Annotated in this window: 19 protein-coding genes; 12 read left to right on the top strand and 7 right to left on the bottom strand. The window is 43.6% G+C overall.

From position 1 onward, the window contains the following. Nucleotides 1-106: 106 nt before the first annotated feature. On the top strand, nucleotides 107-2,242 hold the full coding sequence (locus J0L83_05660) for an elongation factor G (GenBank protein MBN8664034.1): 2,136 nt from the start codon (nucleotides 107-109) through the stop codon (nucleotides 2,240-2,242). Between the two features lie 68 nt (nucleotides 2,243-2,310). On the opposite strand, the gene J0L83_05655 is transcribed toward J0L83_05660, so the two are convergent. Beyond that, the gene (locus J0L83_05655; GenBank protein ID MBN8664033.1) at nucleotides 2,311-3,636 is read right to left on the bottom strand and encodes an adenosylhomocysteinase; all 1,326 of its coding nucleotides are present in this window, start codon (nucleotides 3,634-3,636) and stop codon (nucleotides 2,311-2,313) included. Nucleotides 3,637-3,754: 118 nt separating this feature from the next. Here J0L83_05655 and J0L83_05650 point away from each other — a divergent pair, with 118 nt between their 5' ends. Then, nucleotides 3,755-4,255: an Lrp/AsnC family transcriptional regulator gene (locus J0L83_05650; GenBank protein MBN8664032.1), complete on the top strand. Its 501-nt coding sequence runs from the start codon at nucleotides 3,755-3,757 to the stop codon at nucleotides 4,253-4,255. Nucleotides 4,256-4,346: 91 nt separating this feature from the next. Further along, the gene (locus tag J0L83_05645) at nucleotides 4,347-5,078 is read left to right on the top strand and encodes an SIMPL domain-containing protein (protein MBN8664031.1); all 732 of its coding nucleotides are present in this window, start codon (nucleotides 4,347-4,349) and stop codon (nucleotides 5,076-5,078) included. A 51-nt stretch (nucleotides 5,079-5,129) separates the two neighbouring features. On the opposite strand, the gene J0L83_05640 is transcribed toward J0L83_05645, so the two are convergent. The 5 genes from J0L83_05640 to J0L83_05620 all read right to left on the bottom strand — a co-directional run bounded on the left by J0L83_05640 (nucleotide 5,130) and on the right by J0L83_05620 (nucleotide 9,994). Further along, nucleotides 5,130-5,780, bottom strand: a complete 651-nt coding sequence (locus tag J0L83_05640; GenBank protein ID MBN8664030.1) for an RluA family pseudouridine synthase — start codon at nucleotides 5,778-5,780, stop codon at nucleotides 5,130-5,132. Between the two features lie 9 nt (nucleotides 5,781-5,789). Then, the gene (locus J0L83_05635; GenBank protein MBN8664029.1) at nucleotides 5,790-6,287 is read right to left on the bottom strand and encodes a GNAT family N-acetyltransferase; all 498 of its coding nucleotides are present in this window, start codon (nucleotides 6,285-6,287) and stop codon (nucleotides 5,790-5,792) included. Further along, nucleotides 6,259-6,990, bottom strand: a complete 732-nt coding sequence (locus J0L83_05630; protein MBN8664028.1) for a PrsW family intramembrane metalloprotease — start codon at nucleotides 6,988-6,990, stop codon at nucleotides 6,259-6,261. The genes J0L83_05635 and J0L83_05630 overlap by 29 nt, the downstream gene beginning before the upstream one ends. A gap of 4 nt (nucleotides 6,991-6,994) precedes the next feature. Next, a complete protein-coding gene (locus J0L83_05625; protein ID MBN8664027.1) occupies nucleotides 6,995-9,631 on the bottom strand; it encodes a valine--tRNA ligase in 2,637 nt (878 codons plus the stop codon). A gap of 120 nt (nucleotides 9,632-9,751) precedes the next feature. Next, nucleotides 9,752-9,994: a hypothetical protein gene (locus J0L83_05620; GenBank protein MBN8664026.1), complete on the bottom strand. Its 243-nt coding sequence runs from the start codon at nucleotides 9,992-9,994 to the stop codon at nucleotides 9,752-9,754. Between the two features lie 553 nt (nucleotides 9,995-10,547). On the opposite strand from J0L83_05620, the gene J0L83_05615 reads away from it, so the two are divergent. From J0L83_05615 to J0L83_05605, 3 genes are all read left to right on the top strand, one after another. Beyond that, nucleotides 10,548-11,867 (top strand): GIY-YIG nuclease family protein, encoded by a 1,320-nt coding sequence (locus tag J0L83_05615; protein MBN8664025.1) that lies wholly within the window; start codon nucleotides 10,548-10,550, stop codon nucleotides 11,865-11,867. Between the two features lie 70 nt (nucleotides 11,868-11,937). Continuing rightward, on the top strand, nucleotides 11,938-14,166 hold the full coding sequence (locus tag J0L83_05610; GenBank protein MBN8664024.1) for an RNA-binding transcriptional accessory protein: 2,229 nt from the start codon (nucleotides 11,938-11,940) through the stop codon (nucleotides 14,164-14,166). 34 nt (nucleotides 14,167-14,200) lie between these two features. Then, the gene (locus tag J0L83_05605; GenBank protein MBN8664023.1) at nucleotides 14,201-14,737 is read left to right on the top strand and encodes a DsrE family protein; all 537 of its coding nucleotides are present in this window, start codon (nucleotides 14,201-14,203) and stop codon (nucleotides 14,735-14,737) included. Nucleotides 14,738-14,739: 2 nt separating this feature from the next. Here the strand turns inward: J0L83_05605 and purB are convergent, their stop codons facing one another. Continuing rightward, nucleotides 14,740-16,086 (bottom strand): adenylosuccinate lyase, encoded by a 1,347-nt coding sequence (gene purB, locus J0L83_05600; GenBank protein MBN8664022.1) that lies wholly within the window; start codon nucleotides 16,084-16,086, stop codon nucleotides 14,740-14,742. A gap of 83 nt (nucleotides 16,087-16,169) precedes the next feature. Between purB and J0L83_05595 the strand changes: the two genes are divergently transcribed. Genes J0L83_05595 through J0L83_05570 form a run of 6 tightly spaced genes read left to right on the top strand, consistent with a single transcriptional unit; the run spans nucleotide 16,170 to nucleotide 21,424 of the window. Beyond that, the gene (locus J0L83_05595) at nucleotides 16,170-16,916 is read left to right on the top strand and encodes a menaquinone biosynthesis protein (protein MBN8664021.1); all 747 of its coding nucleotides are present in this window, start codon (nucleotides 16,170-16,172) and stop codon (nucleotides 16,914-16,916) included. Further along, nucleotides 16,913-17,695 carry a glycosyltransferase gene (locus J0L83_05590; protein MBN8664020.1) on the top strand — a complete coding sequence of 261 codons (783 nt, stop codon included), beginning with the start codon at nucleotides 16,913-16,915 and terminating at the stop codon, nucleotides 17,693-17,695. The genes J0L83_05595 and J0L83_05590 overlap by 4 nt, the downstream gene beginning before the upstream one ends. A gap of 10 nt (nucleotides 17,696-17,705) precedes the next feature. Next, the gene (locus J0L83_05585; protein ID MBN8664019.1) at nucleotides 17,706-18,530 is read left to right on the top strand and encodes a methyltransferase domain-containing protein; all 825 of its coding nucleotides are present in this window, start codon (nucleotides 17,706-17,708) and stop codon (nucleotides 18,528-18,530) included. Continuing rightward, nucleotides 18,527-19,810 (top strand): glycosyltransferase, encoded by a 1,284-nt coding sequence (locus J0L83_05580; GenBank protein MBN8664018.1) that lies wholly within the window; start codon nucleotides 18,527-18,529, stop codon nucleotides 19,808-19,810. The genes J0L83_05585 and J0L83_05580 overlap by 4 nt, the downstream gene beginning before the upstream one ends. Then, nucleotides 19,803-20,576 (top strand): phytanoyl-CoA dioxygenase family protein, encoded by a 774-nt coding sequence (locus J0L83_05575; GenBank protein MBN8664017.1) that lies wholly within the window; start codon nucleotides 19,803-19,805, stop codon nucleotides 20,574-20,576. Before J0L83_05580 ends, J0L83_05575 begins: the two co-directional genes overlap by 8 nt. Further along, entirely contained in the window at nucleotides 20,576-21,424 is an 849-nt protein-coding gene (locus tag J0L83_05570) for a class I SAM-dependent methyltransferase (GenBank protein ID MBN8664016.1), read from the top strand. Before J0L83_05575 ends, J0L83_05570 begins: the two co-directional genes overlap by 1 nt. The last annotated feature ends 43 nt before the right edge of the window (nucleotides 21,425-21,467 follow it).

Here is a 21,467-nt window from a genome sequence, read left to right as displayed (position 1 = left end):
AATATGATATTCCTCATTTTCCTGCGGGGATAAGGCTGGTAACTTAACAGTATAATCATAGGCAATATGCCTGTCTTAACATCATTCACCCTTAAAATCTTTCCATATGGCAGAGTTTGATTCACTGCACGTGAAAAATATCGCGCTGCTCGGTCACTCCGGCAGCGGTAAAACGACCCTTGCAGAAAGCATGTTATTCGAAGCCGGCCTGATAACCAGACGCGGTAATGTAGCAGATAAAAACACCGTTGGCGATTATACGCCATTAGAACAAGAACGTGGTAATACCATTTTCTCTAAACTCATGCATACCAAATGGCGTGGGTATAAAATCAATATTCTGGATACACCTGGCTTTGATGATTTTGCCGGAGAAGTTTTAACAGCTTTGCGCGTAGCAGATACAGGTGTGATGGTGTTGAATGCATCAGTAGGTGTGGAAGTGGGTACAGATATCATCTGGGAGTACACAGAGCAATTCAAAACCCCGATGATTTTTGCTGTCAACCAACTGGATCATCCTACTGCTGATTTTGATAAAACCATTCGCGAAGCAAAAGCACATTTTGGTGCTAATGTAACCGTGGTACAATATCCTGTGCAAACAGGTGAGGCATTCGATGCCATTATTGATGTACTCAATATGGTGATGTATGTTTATCCGCCTACTGGTGGTAAGCCAGAGAAGCAAGCGATTCCTGCAGCTGAAGCAGAACGTGCAGCCAACTTGCACAAAGAATTGATTGAAGCCATCGCCAGCAATGATGAAGGTTTGATGGAAAAATATTTTGATCAGGGTGAATTGAGTGAGGATGATATGAAGACTGGCTTGCATAAGTCCATGACCAATCATGATTTATTCCCTGTGTTCTGCATCTCTGCAGAAAAAAACATGGGTGTGGGTCGTTTGATGGGTTATATCGATAATGTTTGTCCGCCTGCATCTGAAATGCCCCCACAAAAAACAGCCGAAGGCGCAAGCTTGGCTTGTGATCCTGCCGGTCCAGTTTGTCTCTTCGTCTACAAAACCGTTTCAGAACCACACGTAGGAGAATTGAGTTTCTTCAAAGTATACTCAGGCACTGTAAAAGCGGGTATGGAATTGGTGAATGAAAACACAGGTGTAGCAGAGAAGCTAACGCAGTTGTTTGTAGTAGAAGGTAATAAGCGCATTCCCGTTGATGAGTTGGTTGCTGGTGATATTGGTGCAACTTTGAAACTGCGCAATACACATACCAATAATACCCTTCACGAAAAAGGAAAGAATCTTGATTTATTGCCTATCGTATTCCCAGAGCCAAGATTGAGTATGGCCATTGAATGTGCGAAGAAAGGGGAAGAAGAAAAACTGGCAACCGCTTTGCACCAATTCCGTGAAGAAGATCCCACTATTTTGGTAGAAGTGTCTGCTGAGTTGAAACAAACCATTCTGCATTGTCAAGGTGATATGCACCTGAATGTCATCAAGTGGAAACTGGAGCATCAGTATAATTTGGGGGTGAATTTCAGCAAGACAAAAATTCCTTACAGAGAAACCATCCGCAGAAAAGCGGAAGCGACCTATCGCCATAAAAAACAATCTGGCGGTGCCGGACAGTTTGGCGAAGTGAGTCTGCGTATTGAACCATGGTATGAAGGCATGCCTGAACCGGAGGGTTTGAATGTGCGCGGCCGTGAAACCTATGAGCTCACCTGGGGTGGTAAACTGGTGTATTATAATTGTATTGTTGGTGGTGCGATTGACCAACGTTTCCTGCCTTCAATTCTGAAAGGCATTATGGAGAAAATGAATGAAGGTCCGCTTACGGGTGCTTATGTACGTGATATACGCGTATCCGTATTTGATGGCAAGATGCATGCTGTTGACAGTAATGATATGGCATTCAAAACTGCCGGTACCATGGCTTTCCGCGAAGCATTTCAGGCTGCTGATCCACAGTTACTGGAACCTATTTATCATGTAGAAGTACTTTGCCCGGAAGATCAGACTGGTAATGTAATGGGCGATTTGCAAACACGTGGTGCTATTGTGGAAGGAATGGATACGGAAGGTCATTTCACTGTAGTGAAAGCCCAAGTGCCCTTGGCCCAGTTAGGCAACTATGCTTCGTCTTTGCGTTCTTTTACGCAGGGTAGGGCCAGGTTCCGCATGCAGTTTGACCACTACGCACCGGTTTCATTTGAACAACAACAGAAACTAGCTGCTGCGTATAAGAAAACAGCAGAAATAGTGGAAGTATAAGTAGGTGATGTTTTTGAAAGTAAAAAGCCTCTCCAATTGGAGAGGCTTTTTGTATACAGTTATATCGATTAATATCTGTAATGCTCTGGCTTGAATGGACCTTCTTTAGTGATACCGAGGTAGCCAGCCTGCTCATCAGTCAGCTCATCCAGTTCAACACCAATTTTGCTCAGGTGTAAACGGGCAACTTTCTCATCCAGGTGCTTAGGCAGTACATATACTTTGTTGTCGTACTTAGTGTGGTTAGTCCACAACTCAATCTGCGCCAATGTCTGGTTAGTGAAAGAGTTACTCATCACAAAGCTTGGGTGACCAGTAGCGCAACCGAGGTTAACCAGACGACCTTCAGCCAGGATGATGATATCGTTACCATCTACATTGTAGATATCAACCTGTGGCTTAATGGTATCTTTTGTATGACCATAGTTGTTGTTCAACCATGCGATATCGATTTCGATATCGAAGTGACCGATATTACATACGATCGCCTTATCCTTCATAGCACGGAAATGCTTTTCAGTGATCAGGTCGCGACAACCAGAAGCAGTAACGATGATATCAGCTTCTTTTACTGCATCAATCATTTTCTTCACTTCAAAACCGTCCATTGCAGCCTGAAGGGCACAGATAGGATCGATTTCAGTTACGATTACGCGGCAACCGGCACCAGCCAATGATGCAGCAGAACCTTTACCTACATCACCATAACCACCTACTACAGCAACTTTACCGGCCAACATCACGTCAGTAGCACGACGGATCGCATCTACCAGTGATTCTTTACAGCCGTATTTGTTATCGAACTTAGACTTGGTTACAGAGTCGTTTACGTTGATCGCAGGCATAGGTAAAGTACCTTTTGCTACGCGCTCGTACAAACGGTGTACACCAGTAGTTGTTTCTTCAGAAATACCCTTCACGTGTTGAACCAGCTCAGGATATTTATCCAATACCATATTTGTTAAGTCACCACCATCATCCAGAATCATGTTCAAAGGACGATCAGCGCCGCCGAAGAACAATGTCTGCTCAATACACCAATCAGCTTCTTCGATTGTTTGACCTTTCCAGGCAAATACTCCGATACCTGCAGCAGCAATGGCAGCAGCAGCGTGATCTTGCGTAGAGAAGATATTACAAGAGCTCCACTTCACTTCAGCACCCAGTGCAACCAGTGTTTCGATCAGTACAGCAGTTTGGATGGTCATGTGCAGACAGCCTGCAATGCGCGCACCTTTCAGTGGCTGAGCAGCGCCATATTCTTTACGGATAGCCATCAGACCGGGCATTTCTGCTTCAGCCAGACGAATTTCCTTGCGGCCCCATTCGGCCAGACTCATGTCGGCCACTTTGTAAGGCAGACTGAAATCAATAGAAGTTGTGATGGTAGACATATTGTTTGTTTTATGCCGGCAAAGATAGATTTACAGGATAAATGAATAGTAATCTGGAATTTAATTAGGATAAAATCAATAAAAAGCTAATTTTATCAGAATAAATACGCAGTTTTCTATGGCAAAAACCGCTTTAAAAGTAGATTCCACTAACAGCACGCCGCCACTTGATGAGAAGGACCTTGCTATCCTCCGTTTATTGCAGCAGAATGCCCGCATGACGGTAAAGGAAATAGCAGATCAGGTGCATCTGAGTACCACGCCGGTACATGAGCGCATCAAAAGAATGGAAGCCAGTGGGGTGATTACGCAGTATGCCACTTTGGTTGACCACAACAAAGTGCGCAAGGGCTTGATGGTGATTGTATATGTGTCGCTCAAGCAACACAGCAGAACAGCGGGAGCGAAGTTTATCAAGCATATTCATGAGTTGAATGAAGTGATAGAATGTTACAATGTTTCTGGTGAATTTGATTTCATGCTGAAAGTGGTAGCTGAGAATATGGATGCTTATTATGATTTTCACGTAAATAAACTCAGCCAGAGCGAGAATATCGGGCATGTGCAATCGGTATTTGTGATGGGGGTTATTAAGCAAACCCACGTTTTGGTGCACTAGTTGCACCGCTTATTAAAATCTTCGTTAAAGCCCTGAAGGCTATTTTGTGGTGTATTGTTTTTTCCTACATTCATGAAGTAAACGACCCTGTATGAAACTTTCCGGCAACCAACTCGTGATCGCTGCGGCCATCATTATCAGCAGCACCATTTTTGCTTTTGCTTACAAATACAAGTTCCGCAGCACAGAAACCATTGTGGTAACAGGTTTGGCGGAGAAAGATTTTACCAGCGACCAGATTGTGTGGAAGGGTAGTTTCAATCGTTATGGCATGGATTTGAAGCAGGCTTATGCATCCTTAAAATCTGATGAAGCAGAAATCAGGAATTACCTCAAAAGCAAAGGCATACCAGATAGCAATATTGTATTCTCTTCTGTGGATGTACAGAAAAGTTTCGATACACGATACGATGCACAGGGCAGGGCAACAGGTACTTTTTTTACCGGCTATACACTAAGTGGTGAGGTCACAGTTAATGCAAAAGATATTGTGTTGGTAGAAAATGTGTCTCGACAGGTAACAGAACTTTTGCAAAGAGGCATAGAGTTTAACTCACGTAAGCCTGATTATTATTATACGCGTTTAAATGAACTCAAGATTGATCTTCTGGCCAAAGCATCACAAGATGCGCGTCAGCGTGCAGAAACCATTGCCAAAAACTCCGGTATTGGTTTGGGCAACCTGAAAAAGGCGAGTATGGGTGTGTTTCAGATTACCGGTAAGAACAATAATGAAGAATATAGTTATGGTGGATCTTTCAATACTACATCAAAGGAGAAGACTGCATCTATTACCTTACGTGTAGAATACCTCGCTGATTAATCATCATACTATCACTCTATCATTCTATCATCCACTCATTCTATCATCCACTCATTCTATCATTGACTCATCGCTAAACCCATACTTCTTCCATACTTCAGGAATGGGTATCTCGAATGCCATTTGTTCCTTTGTAAGTGGATGTATGAAGTCGAGTTTGTAGGCCTGTAGAAAAATACTGTCGTCGGGACTGCTTCTGGGAAATCCATATTTCAAATCACCTACAATCGGACAGCCGATAGCTGCTAATTGCGCTCGAATCTGGTGAAACAATCCGGTATGTAATTCAATATCCAATAAGTGATAGCGATTGGTAGATTGGATTAGCTGATAGTGCAGTTTAGCTTGTTTGGCATGTGCAACAGCTTGTTTGAATACCTGTGCTTTTTGTTGTTCGCCTTTTTTGCGCAGCCAATGTTCCAGCATGGCTTCTTTCGCTGCTGGTTGCTGACCAACAATAGCTTTATACTGCTTTTGTATTTCACGGTTTTGAAAAGCCTTACTCAATGCAGTTTGTACTTCTGCTGTTTTTGCCAATAGAAGCAAACCACTCACACGTTGATCCAAACGATGCACTGGTTCAAAAGGATGCTTCAGTAATTGCAGTACGGAAGTTTGTTTGCCATCATTTTGTACGACTAATCCGGCTGGTTTGTTAACCACTAATAGCTGATCATCTTGATATATAATGGGTATTTCCATGTGAGTTTGTTAGATAGCCTTCCCCATTACGTAATCATTCATTTGATAGCCATTGCCAATATCAAAGTCGGCCTCATAGTGAATCTGAAAGCCTAATTTTTGATAGAAAGCTACTGCTGCATTATTGCGGTTAACCTGTAAAACCAATTGTTCGCCAGAATTACTCTTGGCATATTCAGTCACAGCTGACAGTAAGGCTTTGCCTGCACCACTTTTCTGTATAGTGGGTAATACATAGAGTTTGTGCAGTTTGTACATGCCTTCCATTGGCTCGCGACCAACTGCTGCAAAGCCAATCAACTGATTATCCAGCTCAGCCATAAAGAACTGAATATTTTGCTGCATTTGCTTACCTAGTGATTCTGTGCTGTACATCATATCCAGCATATAGCTCATTTGTTCTTGCGACAAGATATCACCATAAGCTACAGGCCAAGTCGTATTCGCGATGGCTTGGATGGTAGGGATATCGTTGGTATCAGCTTTGCGTACGGAAACTGTTTTCATGTTTGATCTTAGAAATATTACGATGCAGTTGAATAGCTTTTAAGGAATAACGGAATGCAATCAAATAGGAGACAATTGCACCTGCTACAAGCAGTAAGGAGGAAGTGTTTTTTCTAATCTGTTGATCTGCCGCCAGCATCAGAAAAAAATCAAAAAGGCCGTGAAAGACTACAGCCAGCACAATGCCCATGCGTATATAGAGATCCCTGTTATGTTTATCAAATCGGGCTTTGCCTACATAGTAACCCATCATCACCGCAAAGCAAGCATGAGCCGGTACACTCATAAACATACGAATCATACCCGTGGCAAAACCATGCTGCAAAACATAGCCGATATTTTCAGCAGTAGCAAAGCCCATACTCACGATTACGCTGTACACAATACCATCGAAAGGTTCATCAAATGCTCGTTTGCGCAAAGCATAACGTTGTAGTACAAAATACTTACTCAGTTCTTCAGATAAGGCAACAATGAGAAATGCATCAATGAAATAGTAGAGTGTTGTATTAAGCGGATAAAACCATTTGTGCGTAATAGGATGTAGAATCAGTTGAATACCCAATGGCGGTATAATGGCCAGTACGCCCAAACCAAAAGAGGCCAGCAAATGACCAAAAGGTTCACGGTTGTATTGATCTCTGGCATAGATAAACACAGAGATGGCAATACCTGGTGCCAACGCCAGTAAGAGTAGATTCATATGATTAGCCTAGATTGGCCAGGCTCTCTTCAATGGTCTGAATACGCGCCAAAGCATCTGCTTTCTTCTTCTCCTCATTGGCAATCACTTCAGGCTTGGCATTCTGCACAAAACGTTCGTTACCCAGCTTTTTCATCACAGACTCTAAGAAACCTTTCTGGTAGGCAAGGTCTTTCAGCAATTCTGCTTTCAATGATTCTGTATCTACTGCTTGTCCTGAAGTAACAATATAGAACTTGTCTTTTTCTACTGCCACTACAATGCTATTGTTTACTGCAGCATCTGTCAGCTGAATCGTTTCAGCATTTACTTGCTTAGCCAGAATACTTTGTATCGCTGCGTATTGTGTTTGTGCACTTGTCTGAATATGCAAGCTGATCGGATCTTTTGGTTTGATCTGATTCTTGGCTCTTGCTTCGCGAATAGCCGTAATCACTTGCTTCAGTAAAATGCCCTCTGCAATGATAATAGTATCTACTGCACCGGCTTTGGTAAACTGCGATACACACAAATCCTGATCCGTGTCCTTCAACAGGTGATGAATTTCTTCTGTGATGAAAGGCATATATGGATGCAGTAATTGCAACAATTCATCGAAGTAAGTGATGGTTTGCTCGTAAACTGCTTTGCTGATAGGTTGCTCGAAGCCAGGCTTTACCCATTCCAGATACCAGGAACAGAAATCATCCCATACCAAGGAGTACAACATTTTCAATGCCTCACTCAAACGGAAATCTGTATAGGCTTGATCCAGTGCTTGTTTTACTTCATTCAGACGGTTACCAAACCAATTCAAGGCAAATGTGCTTTCGGTTGCAGGAATATCGGCTTGTCTGCCTTCCCACATCTTCACCAGCTTCAATGCATTCCACAATTTGTTATTGAAGTTTCTGCCTTGTTCCAGCGAAGCTTCATCAAACAAGATATCATTACCGGCAGGTGAAGCAATCATGATACCAAAACGCACTGCATCTGCACCGTATTGATCTATCAGGCCAAGTAAGTCTGGCGAGTTCCCCAAACTCTTACTCATTTTTCTGCCCAGTTTATCACGAACTATTCCGGTGAAATACACTTCACGGAAAGGAATCTGGCCTTGGTATTCAAAACCTGCCATAATCATTCTGGCTACCCAGAAGAAAATGATTTCAGGCGCTGTTACCAATGTATTTGTAGGATAGTAGTACTGTACTTCTTTATTACCGGGATCACTCAAACCCTTGAATACTTCAAAAGGCCATAGCCAGGAAGAGAACCAAGTATCCAGGCAATCTTCATCCTGACGAATGTCTTCAATGGTATAATTGCCCGGATATTGTACCTGCAATTTTTTGAATGCTGCAGCTTTATTGGCAGCAACAGCAAACTGTCCTGAAGGATTGTACCAAGCAGGAATTTGGTGTCCCCACCACAACTGGCGACTAATACACCAATCCTTGATATTCTCCATCCAGTGGTTGTAGAGATTGCGGAACTTAGGCGGGAAGAATTTGATCTGTTCGTCCATTACTGCTTTCAGTGCGGGCTCGCTGATCTTCTTCATGGCAACCCACCACTGCTCGCTGAGGCGAGGTTCTACAACCGTATCTGTTCTTTCACTGTAACCAACTTCGCTGGTATAGTCTTCTGTTTTTACTAGATGACCTTTGGCTTGTAATTCAGCAACAATTTTCTTGCGTGCTTCAAAACGATCTTCACCCACAAAGATTTGAGCTGCTTCAGACAAAGTGCCATCATCATTCAACACATCCACAACTTCCAGTTGGTGTTTTTGTCCCAACTGGTAATCATTCATATCATGGGCAGGTGTTACTTTCAACGCACCTGTTCCAAAGTCTTTTTCTACATATTCATCGGGTATAATGCGAATCAATCTGTTGATCAGCGGCACCAGCGCATATTTACCATGTAGCGCTAGATAGCGTTCGTCATTAGGATGCACACAGATAGCGGTATCACCCATGATGGTTTCCGGACGAACTGTAGCAATGGTGATGTATTCATTCGTAGCACTGCCATTCGCATCAGCAATCGCATAACGAATATGGTAGAGTTGCTGATTGGTGGTTTTGCGAATCACCTCTTCATCGCTCAACGCGGTCTTGGCCTTCACATCCCAGTTGATCATCCGCTTGCCGCGATAGATATAACCCTTCTCATATAAATCCACAAACACTTTGATCACAGATTCGTAGTAATGCGGATCCATGGTGAAGGAAGTACGGTTCCAATCCAGACTGCAGCCCAGTTTACGCAACTGCTGCAGAATGATGCCGCCATATTTTTCCTTCCATTCCCAGGCATATTGCAGAAATTCTTCTCTGCTTAAAGATGACTTGGTAATGCCTTTTTCGCGCAGCATTTGTACCACCTTAGCTTCGGTGGCAATAGATGCATGGTCGGTACCCGGCACCCAGCAGGCATTTTTACCACTCATACGGGCGCGGCGAGTGAGAATATCCTGTATGGTATTATTCAGGCAATGGCCCATGTGCAATACTCCCGTTACATTGGGTGGGGGAATCACGATGGTATATGCCTCTCTTTCGTCGGGTGTACTATTGAAATAGCCTTTGCTCAGCCAATGTTCGTACCACTTGCTATCCGTTTCTGATGGGGTAAAATTCTTGCTCAGTTCCATGGTTGCTGCTTAGTTAACAGGGTGGCAAAAGTAACGAAAAGCAGCGGCAGCCGTAGGGTTGGGGCATAAAAAAGCCGCTTCCGGGAACGGACGCGGCTATATGCACATGAGAAAAAAGACTTACCAGATCATTAAGCGGGTTGGAACGGCATCATCGGGCACCAAAGTGGTTTCCGAACCGCCTGTTTCCAGCTGTGCAGCTTGCAAACGAATTGCAGCCTTGGCTTGAATGGTTTTAGCCTTGTCCAGACAAACTTTTGCTGTCTGGCAGGTGGTTTCACCCAGCTTTTTTGCTGAGCGGATATGTTTACAGGATGTTCCACTAAGGAGCACCACACACAAAAGGGTAAAAAGGTATTTCATTTTGCAGCAGATTCAGTGTAAAGTTAATTGGTGTTGCCGGTCTGGCAGGTTAACCAGTGTTACATTATCCTTAACGGGTGTTAGGAAAGAATGTTACAACTGCAGCACCAGTTTTTTTTATAGGTCACAAAACTTGCCAGATTATTACGGTAGCGGCAAAAAAAAAGACCGACTTTCTAGTCGGCCAGACAATTTACAAGTGTATACAACCCTGCCTGCAATGCCTATCTGATTGCAAGTAATTGACAAACAGTCGTCTGTATCAACCAAGCAGGTGCTCAGTTATTTGGGCATATCAACGATATATGCAATGGTAATGATCACAGTAAATACCAATGTAATCACCAGTGCATAAAGCATACCCTGCTTGAAATTGTTGTTTAAGTGGAGATGTTCCATGGCCAGCATTTTAAGTGAAGAATAGGGGGAAAGCCTTTGCTGCTGTTGAGCCACGCAATTAATGAAATCCAGTGCTAATAGTTTGTCCGATTTGCTGGTATAAAAATACTGTAAATTGCTTTTTTGAAAACAGGATTTTTGTCATATTTCAGATTTGCAGTTTGCAGTAGTTGATATAGAAACCACGGGCGGTTGGCCAAATGAGCATGGCATCACGGAAATCGCTATTGTGTTACACGATGGCAAGAAGGTAGAGCGTGTCTATGAACAATTGGTGAATCCCCAACAACCAATTCCCACCTATATCCAGGGCATGACGGGAATTACAGATGCCATGGTAGCCAAAGCGCCTGTTTTTTCAACCGTTGCGGCTGAAGTGTATGATTTATTGAAAGACAGGGTATTTGTGGCGCACAATGTCAATTTCGACTACTCATTTGTGAAGCATCAACTGAAAATGGCCGGTTTTGATTTGCAGTCGCCCAAACTCTGCACCATCCGGCTTGCCCGGAAAGTATTTCCAGGCTTACATAAATACGGGCTGGGTAGTTTGACTAGGGAATTGGACATTACTATCTCCAACAGGCACCGTGCCGGCGGCGATGCTTTAGCAACAGCACAGGTATTGGAGAAAGTAATGGCAAAGGATGGAATGAGTACCATACAGGAGATGTTTTTGCGCGAGAACAAAGAGCAATTATTGCCACCAAATCTACCGGCAACACAAGTAAAGAATCTGCCTTACGAACCGGGCGTTTATTACTTCCATGATGCTAAAGGAAAAGTGATCTATGTGGGTAAGGCCAAGAATATCAAGTTCAGGGTGACCAATCATTTTACCGGACTGAATACTGGTCGTAAGCGACAAGAATTTTTGCGCAATATTTACAGCATCAGCTATCAAACTTGTCCCACAGAGTTTTCCGCCTCCATTTTTGAAAGTGTGGAGATCAAGCGACTGTGGCCGCGTTATAACAAGAGCCAGAAAAATTATGAGCAGCTCTGGGGCATTTATGCTTTTGAAGATCAGCTGGGCTATCAGCGCCTGGCGGTAGATAAGAAAAGAAAGTACACCCAGCCGGTGCAGACTTTTGCCAATCGTAGTGATGCACATCGCACATTATGGAAGCTTGTAAGAGAACATGCGCTACATGCCGGTTTGTGCTTTTTGGATAAAACCATGCAAACACCGCTACCACCTGTAAAAGCGCATAATGAGCAGGTGGCAACTGCCGTGGCATCTTTTCAGGAGAACAACACCACTTTTATCATCAGTGAAACCGATTTCGATTGTATCCTAATTGAAGAAGGTAGGTTCTATGGCATTGGTTCTGTGGCGCAATCTGTTCACGGCCTCACACTGGATGAATTGAAAGCCCAGATTCAGCAATTCCCTGAGAATGAAGTCATCCGCTCCATGGTTCGGAAATATGTGGAAAAATTTCCTTCCCGCGTCCTGCCTGTGCGCGCCTGATGGCACGAGAAAATCAAATTTTTTTCTTTCGTTCTGCCCATTACATTCGCAACCCTTTAATGGTTAGATTATGGAGATAGCTGTACAAATTGCTACTGCGATGAACCTGCGCTTGATGCAGGTGGAGAAAGTATTGAGCTTGTTGGAAGAAGGTGCAACCATTCCGTTTATCGCTCGTTACAGAAAAGACGTAACAGGTGGATTGGATGAAGTGCAGATTCAGAAAATACAAGATGATGCAAAAGCATTGAAAGAATTCAATGATCGAAAAGCGTTTATTGAAAAGACTATTGCAGAGCAGGGTAAGCTTACTGATGCCATTCAGGAGAAGCTGAATGCAGCAACCACTATTGCTGAACTGGAAGATATTTATCTGCCCTATAAACCAAAGCGTAAAACCAAAGCACAAACTGCGCGCGAGAATGGATTAGAGCCATTGGCAGTGTTACTGATGGAACAGAAAGAGCAGGACATTGCTTCCATTGCTGCTACGTATGTGAATGAACAGGTAAAGGATGCAGATGCGGCTTTACAAGGTGCACGCGATATTATTGCAGAGAATATCAATGAAAATGCAGAGCTGCGTGCCAAGCTGCGTAAACTGTTTGAAGATAGTGCTACACTACAGAGCAAGGTATTAGCTGATAAGACAGAAGAAGCGATTAAGTACAAAGACTATTTTGATTTTTCGGAACCCATTCATAAAATTCCCTCACACCGTATTCTGGCTGTGATGCGTGGATTCTTGGAGGGATTTCTTCGCATGAATATTGCGCCAGTAGAAGAAGATGCGATTGCTATGATCGAAGACCAATTCGTTACTGGCCATTTGAACGCATCTGTTGAGCAAGTGAAGAAAGCGATCAAAGACGCTTACAGAAGATTGTTGCAGCCTAGCTTGGAATCTGAATTTAGAACTGCTTTGAAAGCGCGTGGCGATGAAGAAGCCATTGCAGTATTTGCAGAAAACCTACGTCAGTTGTTGCTGAGTTCTCCGCTCGGTAGTAAGCGTGTGCTGGCGATTGATCCCGGATACAGAACAGGTTGTAAAGTGGTTTGTCTGGATGAGAAGGGCGAGCTGCTGCACAATGATTTGATTTATGTGCATGAAGCCAATCGTTTGGAGACGAGTCGCTGGACAATTCGTGAACTCGTTGCAAAACATAATATTCAAGCATTCGCCATTGGCGATGGTACGGCGGGCAGAGAGACTGAACAGTTTATCAAAGGCCTGCAATTGAATCTGCCTGTTTTTCTGGTGAATGAGGATGGCGCTTCTGTATACTCCGCATCAGAAACTGCAAGAGAAGAATTTCCGAATCACGATGTAACGGTACGTGGTGCGGTGAGTATTGGTAGAAGATTAATGGATCCCTTGGCTGAGTTGGTAAAGATTGATCCCAAGAGTATTGGTGTTGGGCAGTATCAGCATGATGTGAACCAGTTTCGCTTAAAAGAAAAACTGGATCAAACGGTGGTGAGTTGCGTGAACCAGGTGGGTGTGAATTTGAATACCGCTTCCAAACATCTCTTACAATATGTGAGTGGTATTGGCGGCACGCTGGCAGAAAACATCATTCGTTACAGAAGTGAGATTGGTGGTTTTAATAGCCGACAGCAATTATTGAAAGTGCCGCGCCTCGGTGGCAAGGCTTATGAGCAGTGCGCGGGCTTTTTGCGTGTGCCACAAGGCGAGCATCCTTTGGATGCCACTGCTGTGCATCCGGAAGCTTATTCATTGGTTGAGCAAATGGCGAAAGACCTTGGTCTGCCTGTTCAGGACCTGGTTGCCAATGAAACGAATATCAAACAGATTGATCCTAAAAAATATGTAACGGAAACACTTGGTACATTGACGATTCAGGATATCCTGAAAGAATTGTCCAAGCCCGGCCTCGATCCGCGTAGTGAATTGGAGCAATTCTCTTTTGCGGATATCTATAGCATGGAGGATGTAAAAGTGGGCATGGTGTTGCCTGGTGTGGTAACCAACTTGACTCGTTTTGGTGCGTTTGTTGACATAGGCGTAAAGCAAGATGGACTGGTACACGTGAGTGAAGTGGCCCATCGTTATATCACTGATCCAGGTGAAGTACTGAAGTTGAATGATAAGGTGCAGGTGAAAGTGTTGGAAGTAGATATCGCGCGTAAGCGTATTGCCCTTTCCATCAAACAAACACAAGATGCACCGCCCAAGGGTAGCGGACAAAAGCCCAAGCCCATGCAAAAGGAGAAGGATTTGAGCAACTTAAGTATGGGTGATGCACTTAGCGCGCTGAAGCAAAAATTTGGCAAGTAAATAAAAGGCTTTACCTTTTCGCAAAGTCTAAACAATGCGCAATTGGTTACTGCTTTTTGGTTTGATGTTGGTATTGAGTAGCAAGGCTCAGTTCAATGCAACACCCTTGGTGAAAGGTTTTGGTCAAGTACTGGAAGTGCCTGCTGTTGATTACGGTATTGATCCAAAGCTGCACTATAAGCTGGTGATTGATGTGATGCAAGCACCCAATCCGGATAGTGTGAATGAAGGCTTACTCAATGGTGCACGCATTATGAATTTGCATGCAGCAGCTGGGGTAACACCCAAAAAAATGCAGGTTGTATTTGTATTACACAATGTAGCTGCGTTCACGCTCATTAATAACGAAGCATACAAGAAAAAGTATGGTAAGGATAATCCCAATCTGGCACTCATTAAAGCAATCCAAGATGCGGGTGGAAGGGTTACTATATGCGGACAAACCATGCAAAGACGTGGAATTGCAAGAGAAAGCCTCTTACCAAATGTGCAGGTAGGCCTATCTGCACTAACTACAATTAGCACTTTACAACAGCAAGGGTATACTATTCTAAAGTCCCCCAGTCAATAAACTTAGAAATCAGGATGTACGCCCGTATAGTTGTGCGGCGTAATTGCTTTCAGTTCTTTTTTGAGTGCTGCAGAAACTTTGAGTCCGTCAATAAACTGATGGATAGCTTTTTTATCTATCGCATGATTGCCACGCGTCAATTCTTTCAAAGCCTCGTATGGATTAGAGTAGTTTTCTCTCCTCAAAATAGTTTGAATCGCTTCCGCAACTACCGCCCAGTTATTCTCCAAGTCTTCTTTGATTTTGGCTTCATTGAGCAAAAGCTTACCCAAGCCTTTTTCCAAAGATTTCATCGCGATTGCTATATGCGCCATAGGCACGCCAACATTGCGTAGCACGGTTGAATCTGTTAAATCGCGCTGCAAACGACTAATAGGTAATTTGGCAGAAAGGTGTTCCAGCAGCGCATTCGCTACGCCCAGATTGCCTTCTGCATTTTCAAAGTCAATAGGGTTTACTTTATGCGGCATGGCAGAAGAGCCTACTTCGCCTTTCTTGGTCTGCTGCTTGAAATAATCCATGCTGATATAAGTCCAGATATCTCGGCAGAGATCAATCAAAATAGTGTTGATGCGCTTCAGTGCATCAAAATGTGCAGCCAGTGAATCGTAATGCTCAATCTGTGTGGTGAACTGCTGACGCTGTAAACCCAAAACGCCTTCTACAAATTTGTTGGCTAACTGAATCCAGTTCTTTTTAGGGAAGGCAATATTGTGTGCGTTGAAATTACCCGTAGCGCCACCAAACTTGGCAGAGAAAGGGATATAGCCAAATGCCTGCACCTGCGATTCAATACGCTCTACAAACACCATCAATTCTTTACCGAGACGTGTAGGGGAAGCTGGCTGTCCGTGCGTTCTCGCCAGCATAGACACTTTCTTCCAATCGCCGGCTAACTGATGCAGTTTGCCTTGCAGGTTCAGCAAAGCAGGCAAGTATTCGTATTCGATGCAATGTTTCCAGCTTAGAGGAATGGCTGTATTGTTGACATCTTGCGATGTGAGGCCAAAATGAATCCACTCTTTATAATCTGCACCACCGCATTTGTCCAATTGTTCTTTCAGAAAATATTCCACGGCTTTTACATCGTGGTTGGTTGTTGCTTCAATTTGTTTGATTTGCTGCGCATCTGTCAGGCTGAATTCATCTGCCACTTTCTTCATGGCATTGCGCACTTTGGCCGGTAGGCGGAAAAATTTCTGATCGGCCAGAAAAAAGAAATATTCAATTTCCACCCAAACGCGGTACTTGATCAGGGCGTATTCTGAGAAATATTCGTCTAATTGTTGTACCTGCTTGCGGTAACGTCCGTCAATAGCTGAAATCGCCGTAAGTTGATTGAGTTCCATATGTTTGGGAGGGCTTTGCGGGCGGCCGGAATCGGCCGAATCTTCACCGAAAACCTGTTTCTTTGCAGGCAAAATTAGCTGAATTGGAGAAGATTCGGATTGGCGCTGTGAGTTATCTCAATACAAGACCCATGTTATATGGGGTAGAGCGTAGTGGCTTGATGGATAAAATCATCCTCACCAAGGATTTTCCTGCGAAAGTGGCGGGCGATTTATTGAGCGGACAAATTGATGTTGGACTCGTGCCTGTAGCCATCATCCCCAAATTAGCAGAAGCACATTTGGTATCGGATTATTGCATTGGTTGTAATGGAGAAGTAGCATCGGTAGCTATTTTTTCTGATGTACCCATGGAAGAGATCAAAACAGTATTGCTCGATTACCAAAGCAGGACTTCTGTTCAGCTGGCACAAATCTTATTGCGCGAGTACTGGCAACAGCCGGTAGTACTGGAAGATGCAGGAACAGATTTTATTGATCGAATCGGCGGTACCACTGCCGGACTCATTATTGGTGATCGTGCTTTAGCACAATTGAATAAAGGACAATATGTGTATGATCTAGGTACTGCCTGGAAAGCCCATACAGGTTTGCCCTTTGTGTTTGCCACCTGGGTAGCGAATAAACCATTGGATGCAGATTTTAGTGATGCTTTCAATATGGCCAATGCCTACGGAATCAATCATATTGACGAGGTATTGGCTGATATGGATTATCCGGCCTATGACATGCATACCTATTACACGCAGCATATCAGTTATTCCTTCGATGAAGCCAAGCGTAAGGGAATGGCCTTGTTTTTGGAAAAGCTGCAAGCCAATCAACGATGACCACGATCAGCGTCATAACGATATGCTTCAATAATCTCGAAGAACTGCAGAAAACCTGTGCAGCAGTAGATGCACAAACCCTACATCCACAAGAACATTGGATCATCAATGGTTCTACGCAACCTGAGATTGCGGAATGGTTAGCCAATCATCCACAACCTGCTTATCGCAAATGGTTGAATGAACGCGATCAAGGCATTTCAGATGCTTTTAATAAAGGCATCACCCAAGCTACACAAGATTATACACACTTATTGCATGCCGGTGATGTTTATGCAGACAATCAAGTATTGGAAGATGTAATGACATTTTTGGATAAGCACCCAAATATTGATTGGATCAGTGGTCGCATCACGACGAATCGGGGCGGGGTGATGGTGGAAGTAGGTAAGCCTTTTGATGCAGGCAAGTTGTATCGAGGTATGCGCAGTGTAGCGCATCCAACCTGGTTTGTGCGCAGAGCCGTTTATGATCAGGTGGGTTTGTTTAGACTGGATGAAAAAATTGCAATGGATTATGATTTGTTATGTCGCCTCACCCAATGCAGTTATGTTTTCTTTCCCCGTGTGATTACACGCTTCGATCATACGGGTACGAGTAATCAGCATTACCTGCAATCTCTGCGTGATAATGTGCGCATTTATGAAAAGTATTTCGGTTTTTCTTTTGCCTGCCGACTCTGGCAAGGTCGATTATATTTCCTTCACCAGTTATTACAGACTAAGCTTGGCAAGCAATTGATATTGTTGAAAAAGCGTTTGGGTCTGGAAAATATGTAACCTTGTACACATGAAACTGCTCAACCTTGGCTGTGGTCATAAATACGTGAAGGATGCACACTGGATCAATGCAGATATGGATCCTGCTAGTGCAGATGTGCAGCAATGCAATTTCCTGAATGGTATCCCTTTTCCGGATAACCAATTTGATTTGGTCTACCACTCCCATGTATTAGAGCATTTTCAGCAAAAGGATGGTGCTGTATTTATTCGCGAATGCTTCCGTATCTGTAAACCGGGTGGGATGATTCGTATTGCTATGCCCAATCTGGAAGTCATTGCCCGGGAATATTTAAATGCATTAGACAAAGCAGCTGTTGGTGATACAAAAGCCGCTGCAGACTATGATTGGATGCTGTTGGAAATGTATGATCAAACTGTTCGTAATAGCAGTGGAGGAGCCATGCTCCAATACTTAACACAGCCTGAATTGCCCAATCCTGATTTTGTGTTTCGAAGAATCGGCGGTGGTGGTAGAAAATGGCGCGAACAGTTTTTGCAACAAGCATCAGGCGAAGCAACCAAACCTTCTAAGCTGGCATTGGCTTTGAAGAATCCGGCTAGGGCTTGGGATAAAATCTATGATGCTTTTCTACGTATTGTTTTAGGTAAGAAGCGTTTTCAATATTATCAGACTGGTAAGTTCCGCAACGGTGGTGAAATCCATCAATGGATGTATGATCGTTATAGTTTAGAGCGTTTACTCACTTCTGTGGGATTCACACAGGTTAAAGTACAAACAGCGCAAACCAGTTATCACCCCAACTGGGCCAGCTATCAACTCGATGATCCTGAAGAAAATGCTTCCATCTTCATAGAAGCCATTAAGCCATGAAGGTCCTTCACCTGAATACATACGATACCGGCGGTGCGGCAAAAGCCATGCTGCGCTTGCACAAAGGTTTACTGGAAGCCGGTGTGGAATCGCATGTGCTGGTGTTCAAGAAAACACAAGAAGATGCAACAGTAAGTGAAGTGCAATTTCCCTTTCTGGTGAAATGGTTTTATCGCTTACGCAGTGAACTCAATTTCCGCTTATTAAAAAAGCGTACAGACCCCATCTATAATTTTTTCAATGCAGGCGAAGACGTTTGTGTAGATGCTAAATACCTGTTGAAGAGCCTGCCTTTTCAGCCGGATATGGTGATGCTGCATTGGGTAACGGGTTATGTAACTTCAGTAAATCTTCAGGATCTTTATAAAGCTTTACAAGTACCCATTCTTTGGCGCTTTAATGATTTAAACGCTTTCACAGGTGGTTGTCATTATGCCAAAACCTGTTTGCGTTATCATGAGGGTTGCGGAAAATGTCCCGCATTGCACTCCAATCGATTAGAGGATTTATCGTACAAGAATCTGCAACTTCGTAAGCAGTTATTGAAAACCATTCCACTCAGTTTTGTATCCAGCACTTCAGAGATTGATCAGCAGGTGAGAAGCAGTGCTTTGGGTAAACAGCAAGCTGTCAATAAAATTCTCATCAGTGCAGATATTGAGTTGTTTCAACCTGCTGCTGATAAAAAAGTTTTGCGTCAATCACTCCAGCTGCCTGAAGACAAATTCATCATTTTCTTCGGTTGTCAGCATATCCTCGATCCCCGCAAGGGCTTTGATCGCTTGATGAGCAATTTGAAAAAATTGCATGAGCGCCTGATGCCAGCTGAAAGAGAAAAGGTGTTACTGGTCTATGCCAGTCGCTATAGTGAGGTATCACCCGATATTTTTCCATTCGCTGCCCAGCAATTACCCTTTGCCCATTCTGAGAAAGCATTGGCGCAATATTATCAGCTATCAGACCTATTTATCAGTCCGAGTATTGAGGATGCCGGCCCCATGATGATCTTAGAATCCCTGCTCTGCGGAACACCTGTAATTGCCTATAACATAGGCCTTGCGCCGGATGCCATTCAACATACCCAAAATGGCTTTATCTACCCCTTAAATGGTCCCGGCGATCTGTGCGACGGCATGCTGGAATTGATTCGAGCCAGTACGGAAGATTACCAAGCCTTTTGCAGGAATGCCCGTACTTTTGCAGCCGGACAATTCAGTCATAAGCGTGAGGTGCAGGCTTATCTGGATTTGTTCCAAAAAATCACTAACAAACATGTTTGACAAAGCGCGATTTGTAGAGGAAATGCATACGCAAGGCTATTCCATTGTGCCTGATGTGCTATCTCCTGAATTTATACAAAAGGCTAAGACTGAGTTGATGCAGGCCATCGACAAAGAAGCGGCTTATCATGGCGGTACCGGCTATAAGGATTATGGCATGGTGCTCTTGTGTTCTTTGTATGGTGGCAGCTTTATTGAATTATTCGACAACGAATTACTCAATACCTGTTTCAATGCTGTTCTAGGCGATGGTTGTACCGTGTATGCGTACACATCATCATCCATGCCGCCGAATAAGACAAATTATTCCAACCGCATTCATGTGGATTGTCCGCGCATCATTCCCGGATATATCACCAATGTAGGCGCGACCATTTTATTGGATGATTTTACAGAAGAGAATGGTGCTACTTGGTTTTTGCCCTTTTCACAAACCAGAGAAGCGCAGCCATCCAGAGAAGAATTCGAAGGCAATGCGAAAAGATTGATTGCAAAAGCTGGAACGGTGTGGTTTTTCAATGCAAGAATTTGGCACGCCGGTGGTAGCAATCATACGGATCAATGGCGTCATGCGATGACCATCAATATGTGTCGCCCATACATGAAGCAGCGCATTGATATTCCCCGTGCAATGGCGCATATGGACTTGAGTGGGGTATCGCAAACTGCTTTACAAAAACTTGGATTTTTAGCACAGGTGCCTGCAAATTATGATGAGTATTATGCACCACCTGAATTACGTAAATACAAACAACCTGTTGAATAATGGAGACCAATTATCAGAAAGTTATTGAAGCCAATATTGCTTTACACTCTCGCATGAGTGATGATTACAGCACTTGTGAACCACATTTTCGTCCTGAGAATATTCAGAAAGTAGAAGATAAGCTGAAGCCGGTGATTGAAGCCACCAATGCCAAGCGCTTACTGGATCTTGGATGTGGCACCGGTTTCATGATCAATATTGCCAAGAAATATGTGCAAGAAATTCATGGGGTAGATGTTACCCAGGCTATGATGGATAAGGTGGACAAAAGCGGTAATGCAACCATCGTCTTGCATAACCATGATACCGGTTCTTTTCCTGTGGAAGAAGGCAGCTTCGATGTGGTGACTGGCTATTCTTTCCTGCATCATTTGTATGATGTGCTACCAACCCTGCAGACAGCTTACAAGGCTTTGAGAACAGGTGGTCAATTCTATGCTGATCTGGATCCGAACTATTATTTCTGGGAAGGGGTGAATCAACTCGACAGAAACGGTCAGTACGACGGCATTGTGAAGCGTGAGATTGAAATGGTAACCTATAAGGATGAAGATATTGAGAAAAATTTTGGTGTAGATAAAGATGTGTTCAATCAAGCAGAGTTTGGAAAGAATATCAAAGGTGGTTTCCGTGAAGAGGAGTTGGTAGCTGCACTGAAGAACATCGGCTTTAACGATGTCCAGTTTTTCTATCATTGGTTTATTGGTCAGGGTAAGCTGATTAATGATGAAAGCATGGATAAAACAGCTCGGTTTGCCCATGCAGAAGTGATGCATGATTATCTGTTGAAAGCTATGCCGCTGACTAGAAACTTATTTAAGTATGTAGGTTTTGTAGCAACGAAATAAACTTTTCAGGTATCTGTTTGTCAAAATTTCACCCTTAAAACCT

The organism is Chitinophagales bacterium (genome assembly GCA_017303835.1).
Classification (GTDB): Bacteria; Bacteroidota; Bacteroidia; order Chitinophagales; family Chitinophagaceae; genus JAFLBI01.
Note: the sequence above shows the minus strand (reverse complement) of the source record. Positions and strands in the feature narration are given on the sequence as shown.

Excerpts from the sequence above, each read along its gene's own strand:
- J0L83_05660 (MBN8664034.1), top strand. The coding sequence starts at position 107 with ATGGCAGAGTTTGATTCACTGCACGTGAAAAATATCGCGCTGCTCGGT.
- J0L83_05585 (MBN8664019.1), top strand. The coding sequence starts at position 17,706 with ATGAAACTGCTCAACCTTGGCTGTGGTCATAAATACGTGAAGGATGCA.
- J0L83_05655 (MBN8664033.1), bottom strand. The coding sequence starts at position 3,636 with ATGTCTACCATCACAACTTCTATTGATTTCAGTCTGCCTTACAAAGTG.
- purB (MBN8664022.1), bottom strand. The coding sequence starts at position 16,086 with ATGGAACTCAATCAACTTACGGCGATTTCAGCTATTGACGGACGTTAC.
- J0L83_05640 (MBN8664030.1), bottom strand. The coding sequence starts at position 5,780 with ATGGAAATACCCATTATATATCAAGATGATCAGCTATTAGTGGTTAAC.
- J0L83_05625 (MBN8664027.1), bottom strand. The coding sequence starts at position 9,631 with ATGGAACTGAGCAAGAATTTTACCCCATCAGAAACGGATAGCAAGTGG.
- J0L83_05590 (MBN8664020.1), top strand. The coding sequence starts at position 16,913 with ATGACCACGATCAGCGTCATAACGATATGCTTCAATAATCTCGAAGAA.
- J0L83_05650 (MBN8664032.1), top strand. The coding sequence starts at position 3,755 with ATGGCAAAAACCGCTTTAAAAGTAGATTCCACTAACAGCACGCCGCCA.
- J0L83_05630 (MBN8664028.1), bottom strand. The coding sequence starts at position 6,990 with ATGAATCTACTCTTACTGGCGTTGGCACCAGGTATTGCCATCTCTGTG.
- J0L83_05580 (MBN8664018.1), top strand. The coding sequence starts at position 18,527 with ATGAAGGTCCTTCACCTGAATACATACGATACCGGCGGTGCGGCAAAA.
- J0L83_05635 (MBN8664029.1), bottom strand. The coding sequence starts at position 6,287 with ATGAAAACAGTTTCCGTACGCAAAGCTGATACCAACGATATCCCTACC.
- J0L83_05570 (MBN8664016.1), top strand. The coding sequence starts at position 20,576 with ATGGAGACCAATTATCAGAAAGTTATTGAAGCCAATATTGCTTTACAC.
- J0L83_05645 (MBN8664031.1), top strand. The coding sequence starts at position 4,347 with ATGAAACTTTCCGGCAACCAACTCGTGATCGCTGCGGCCATCATTATC.
- J0L83_05575 (MBN8664017.1), top strand. The coding sequence starts at position 19,803 with ATGTTTGACAAAGCGCGATTTGTAGAGGAAATGCATACGCAAGGCTAT.
- J0L83_05610 (MBN8664024.1), top strand. The coding sequence starts at position 11,938 with ATGGAGATAGCTGTACAAATTGCTACTGCGATGAACCTGCGCTTGATG.
- J0L83_05620 (MBN8664026.1), bottom strand. The coding sequence starts at position 9,994 with ATGAAATACCTTTTTACCCTTTTGTGTGTGGTGCTCCTTAGTGGAACA.
- J0L83_05605 (MBN8664023.1), top strand. The coding sequence starts at position 14,201 with ATGCGCAATTGGTTACTGCTTTTTGGTTTGATGTTGGTATTGAGTAGC.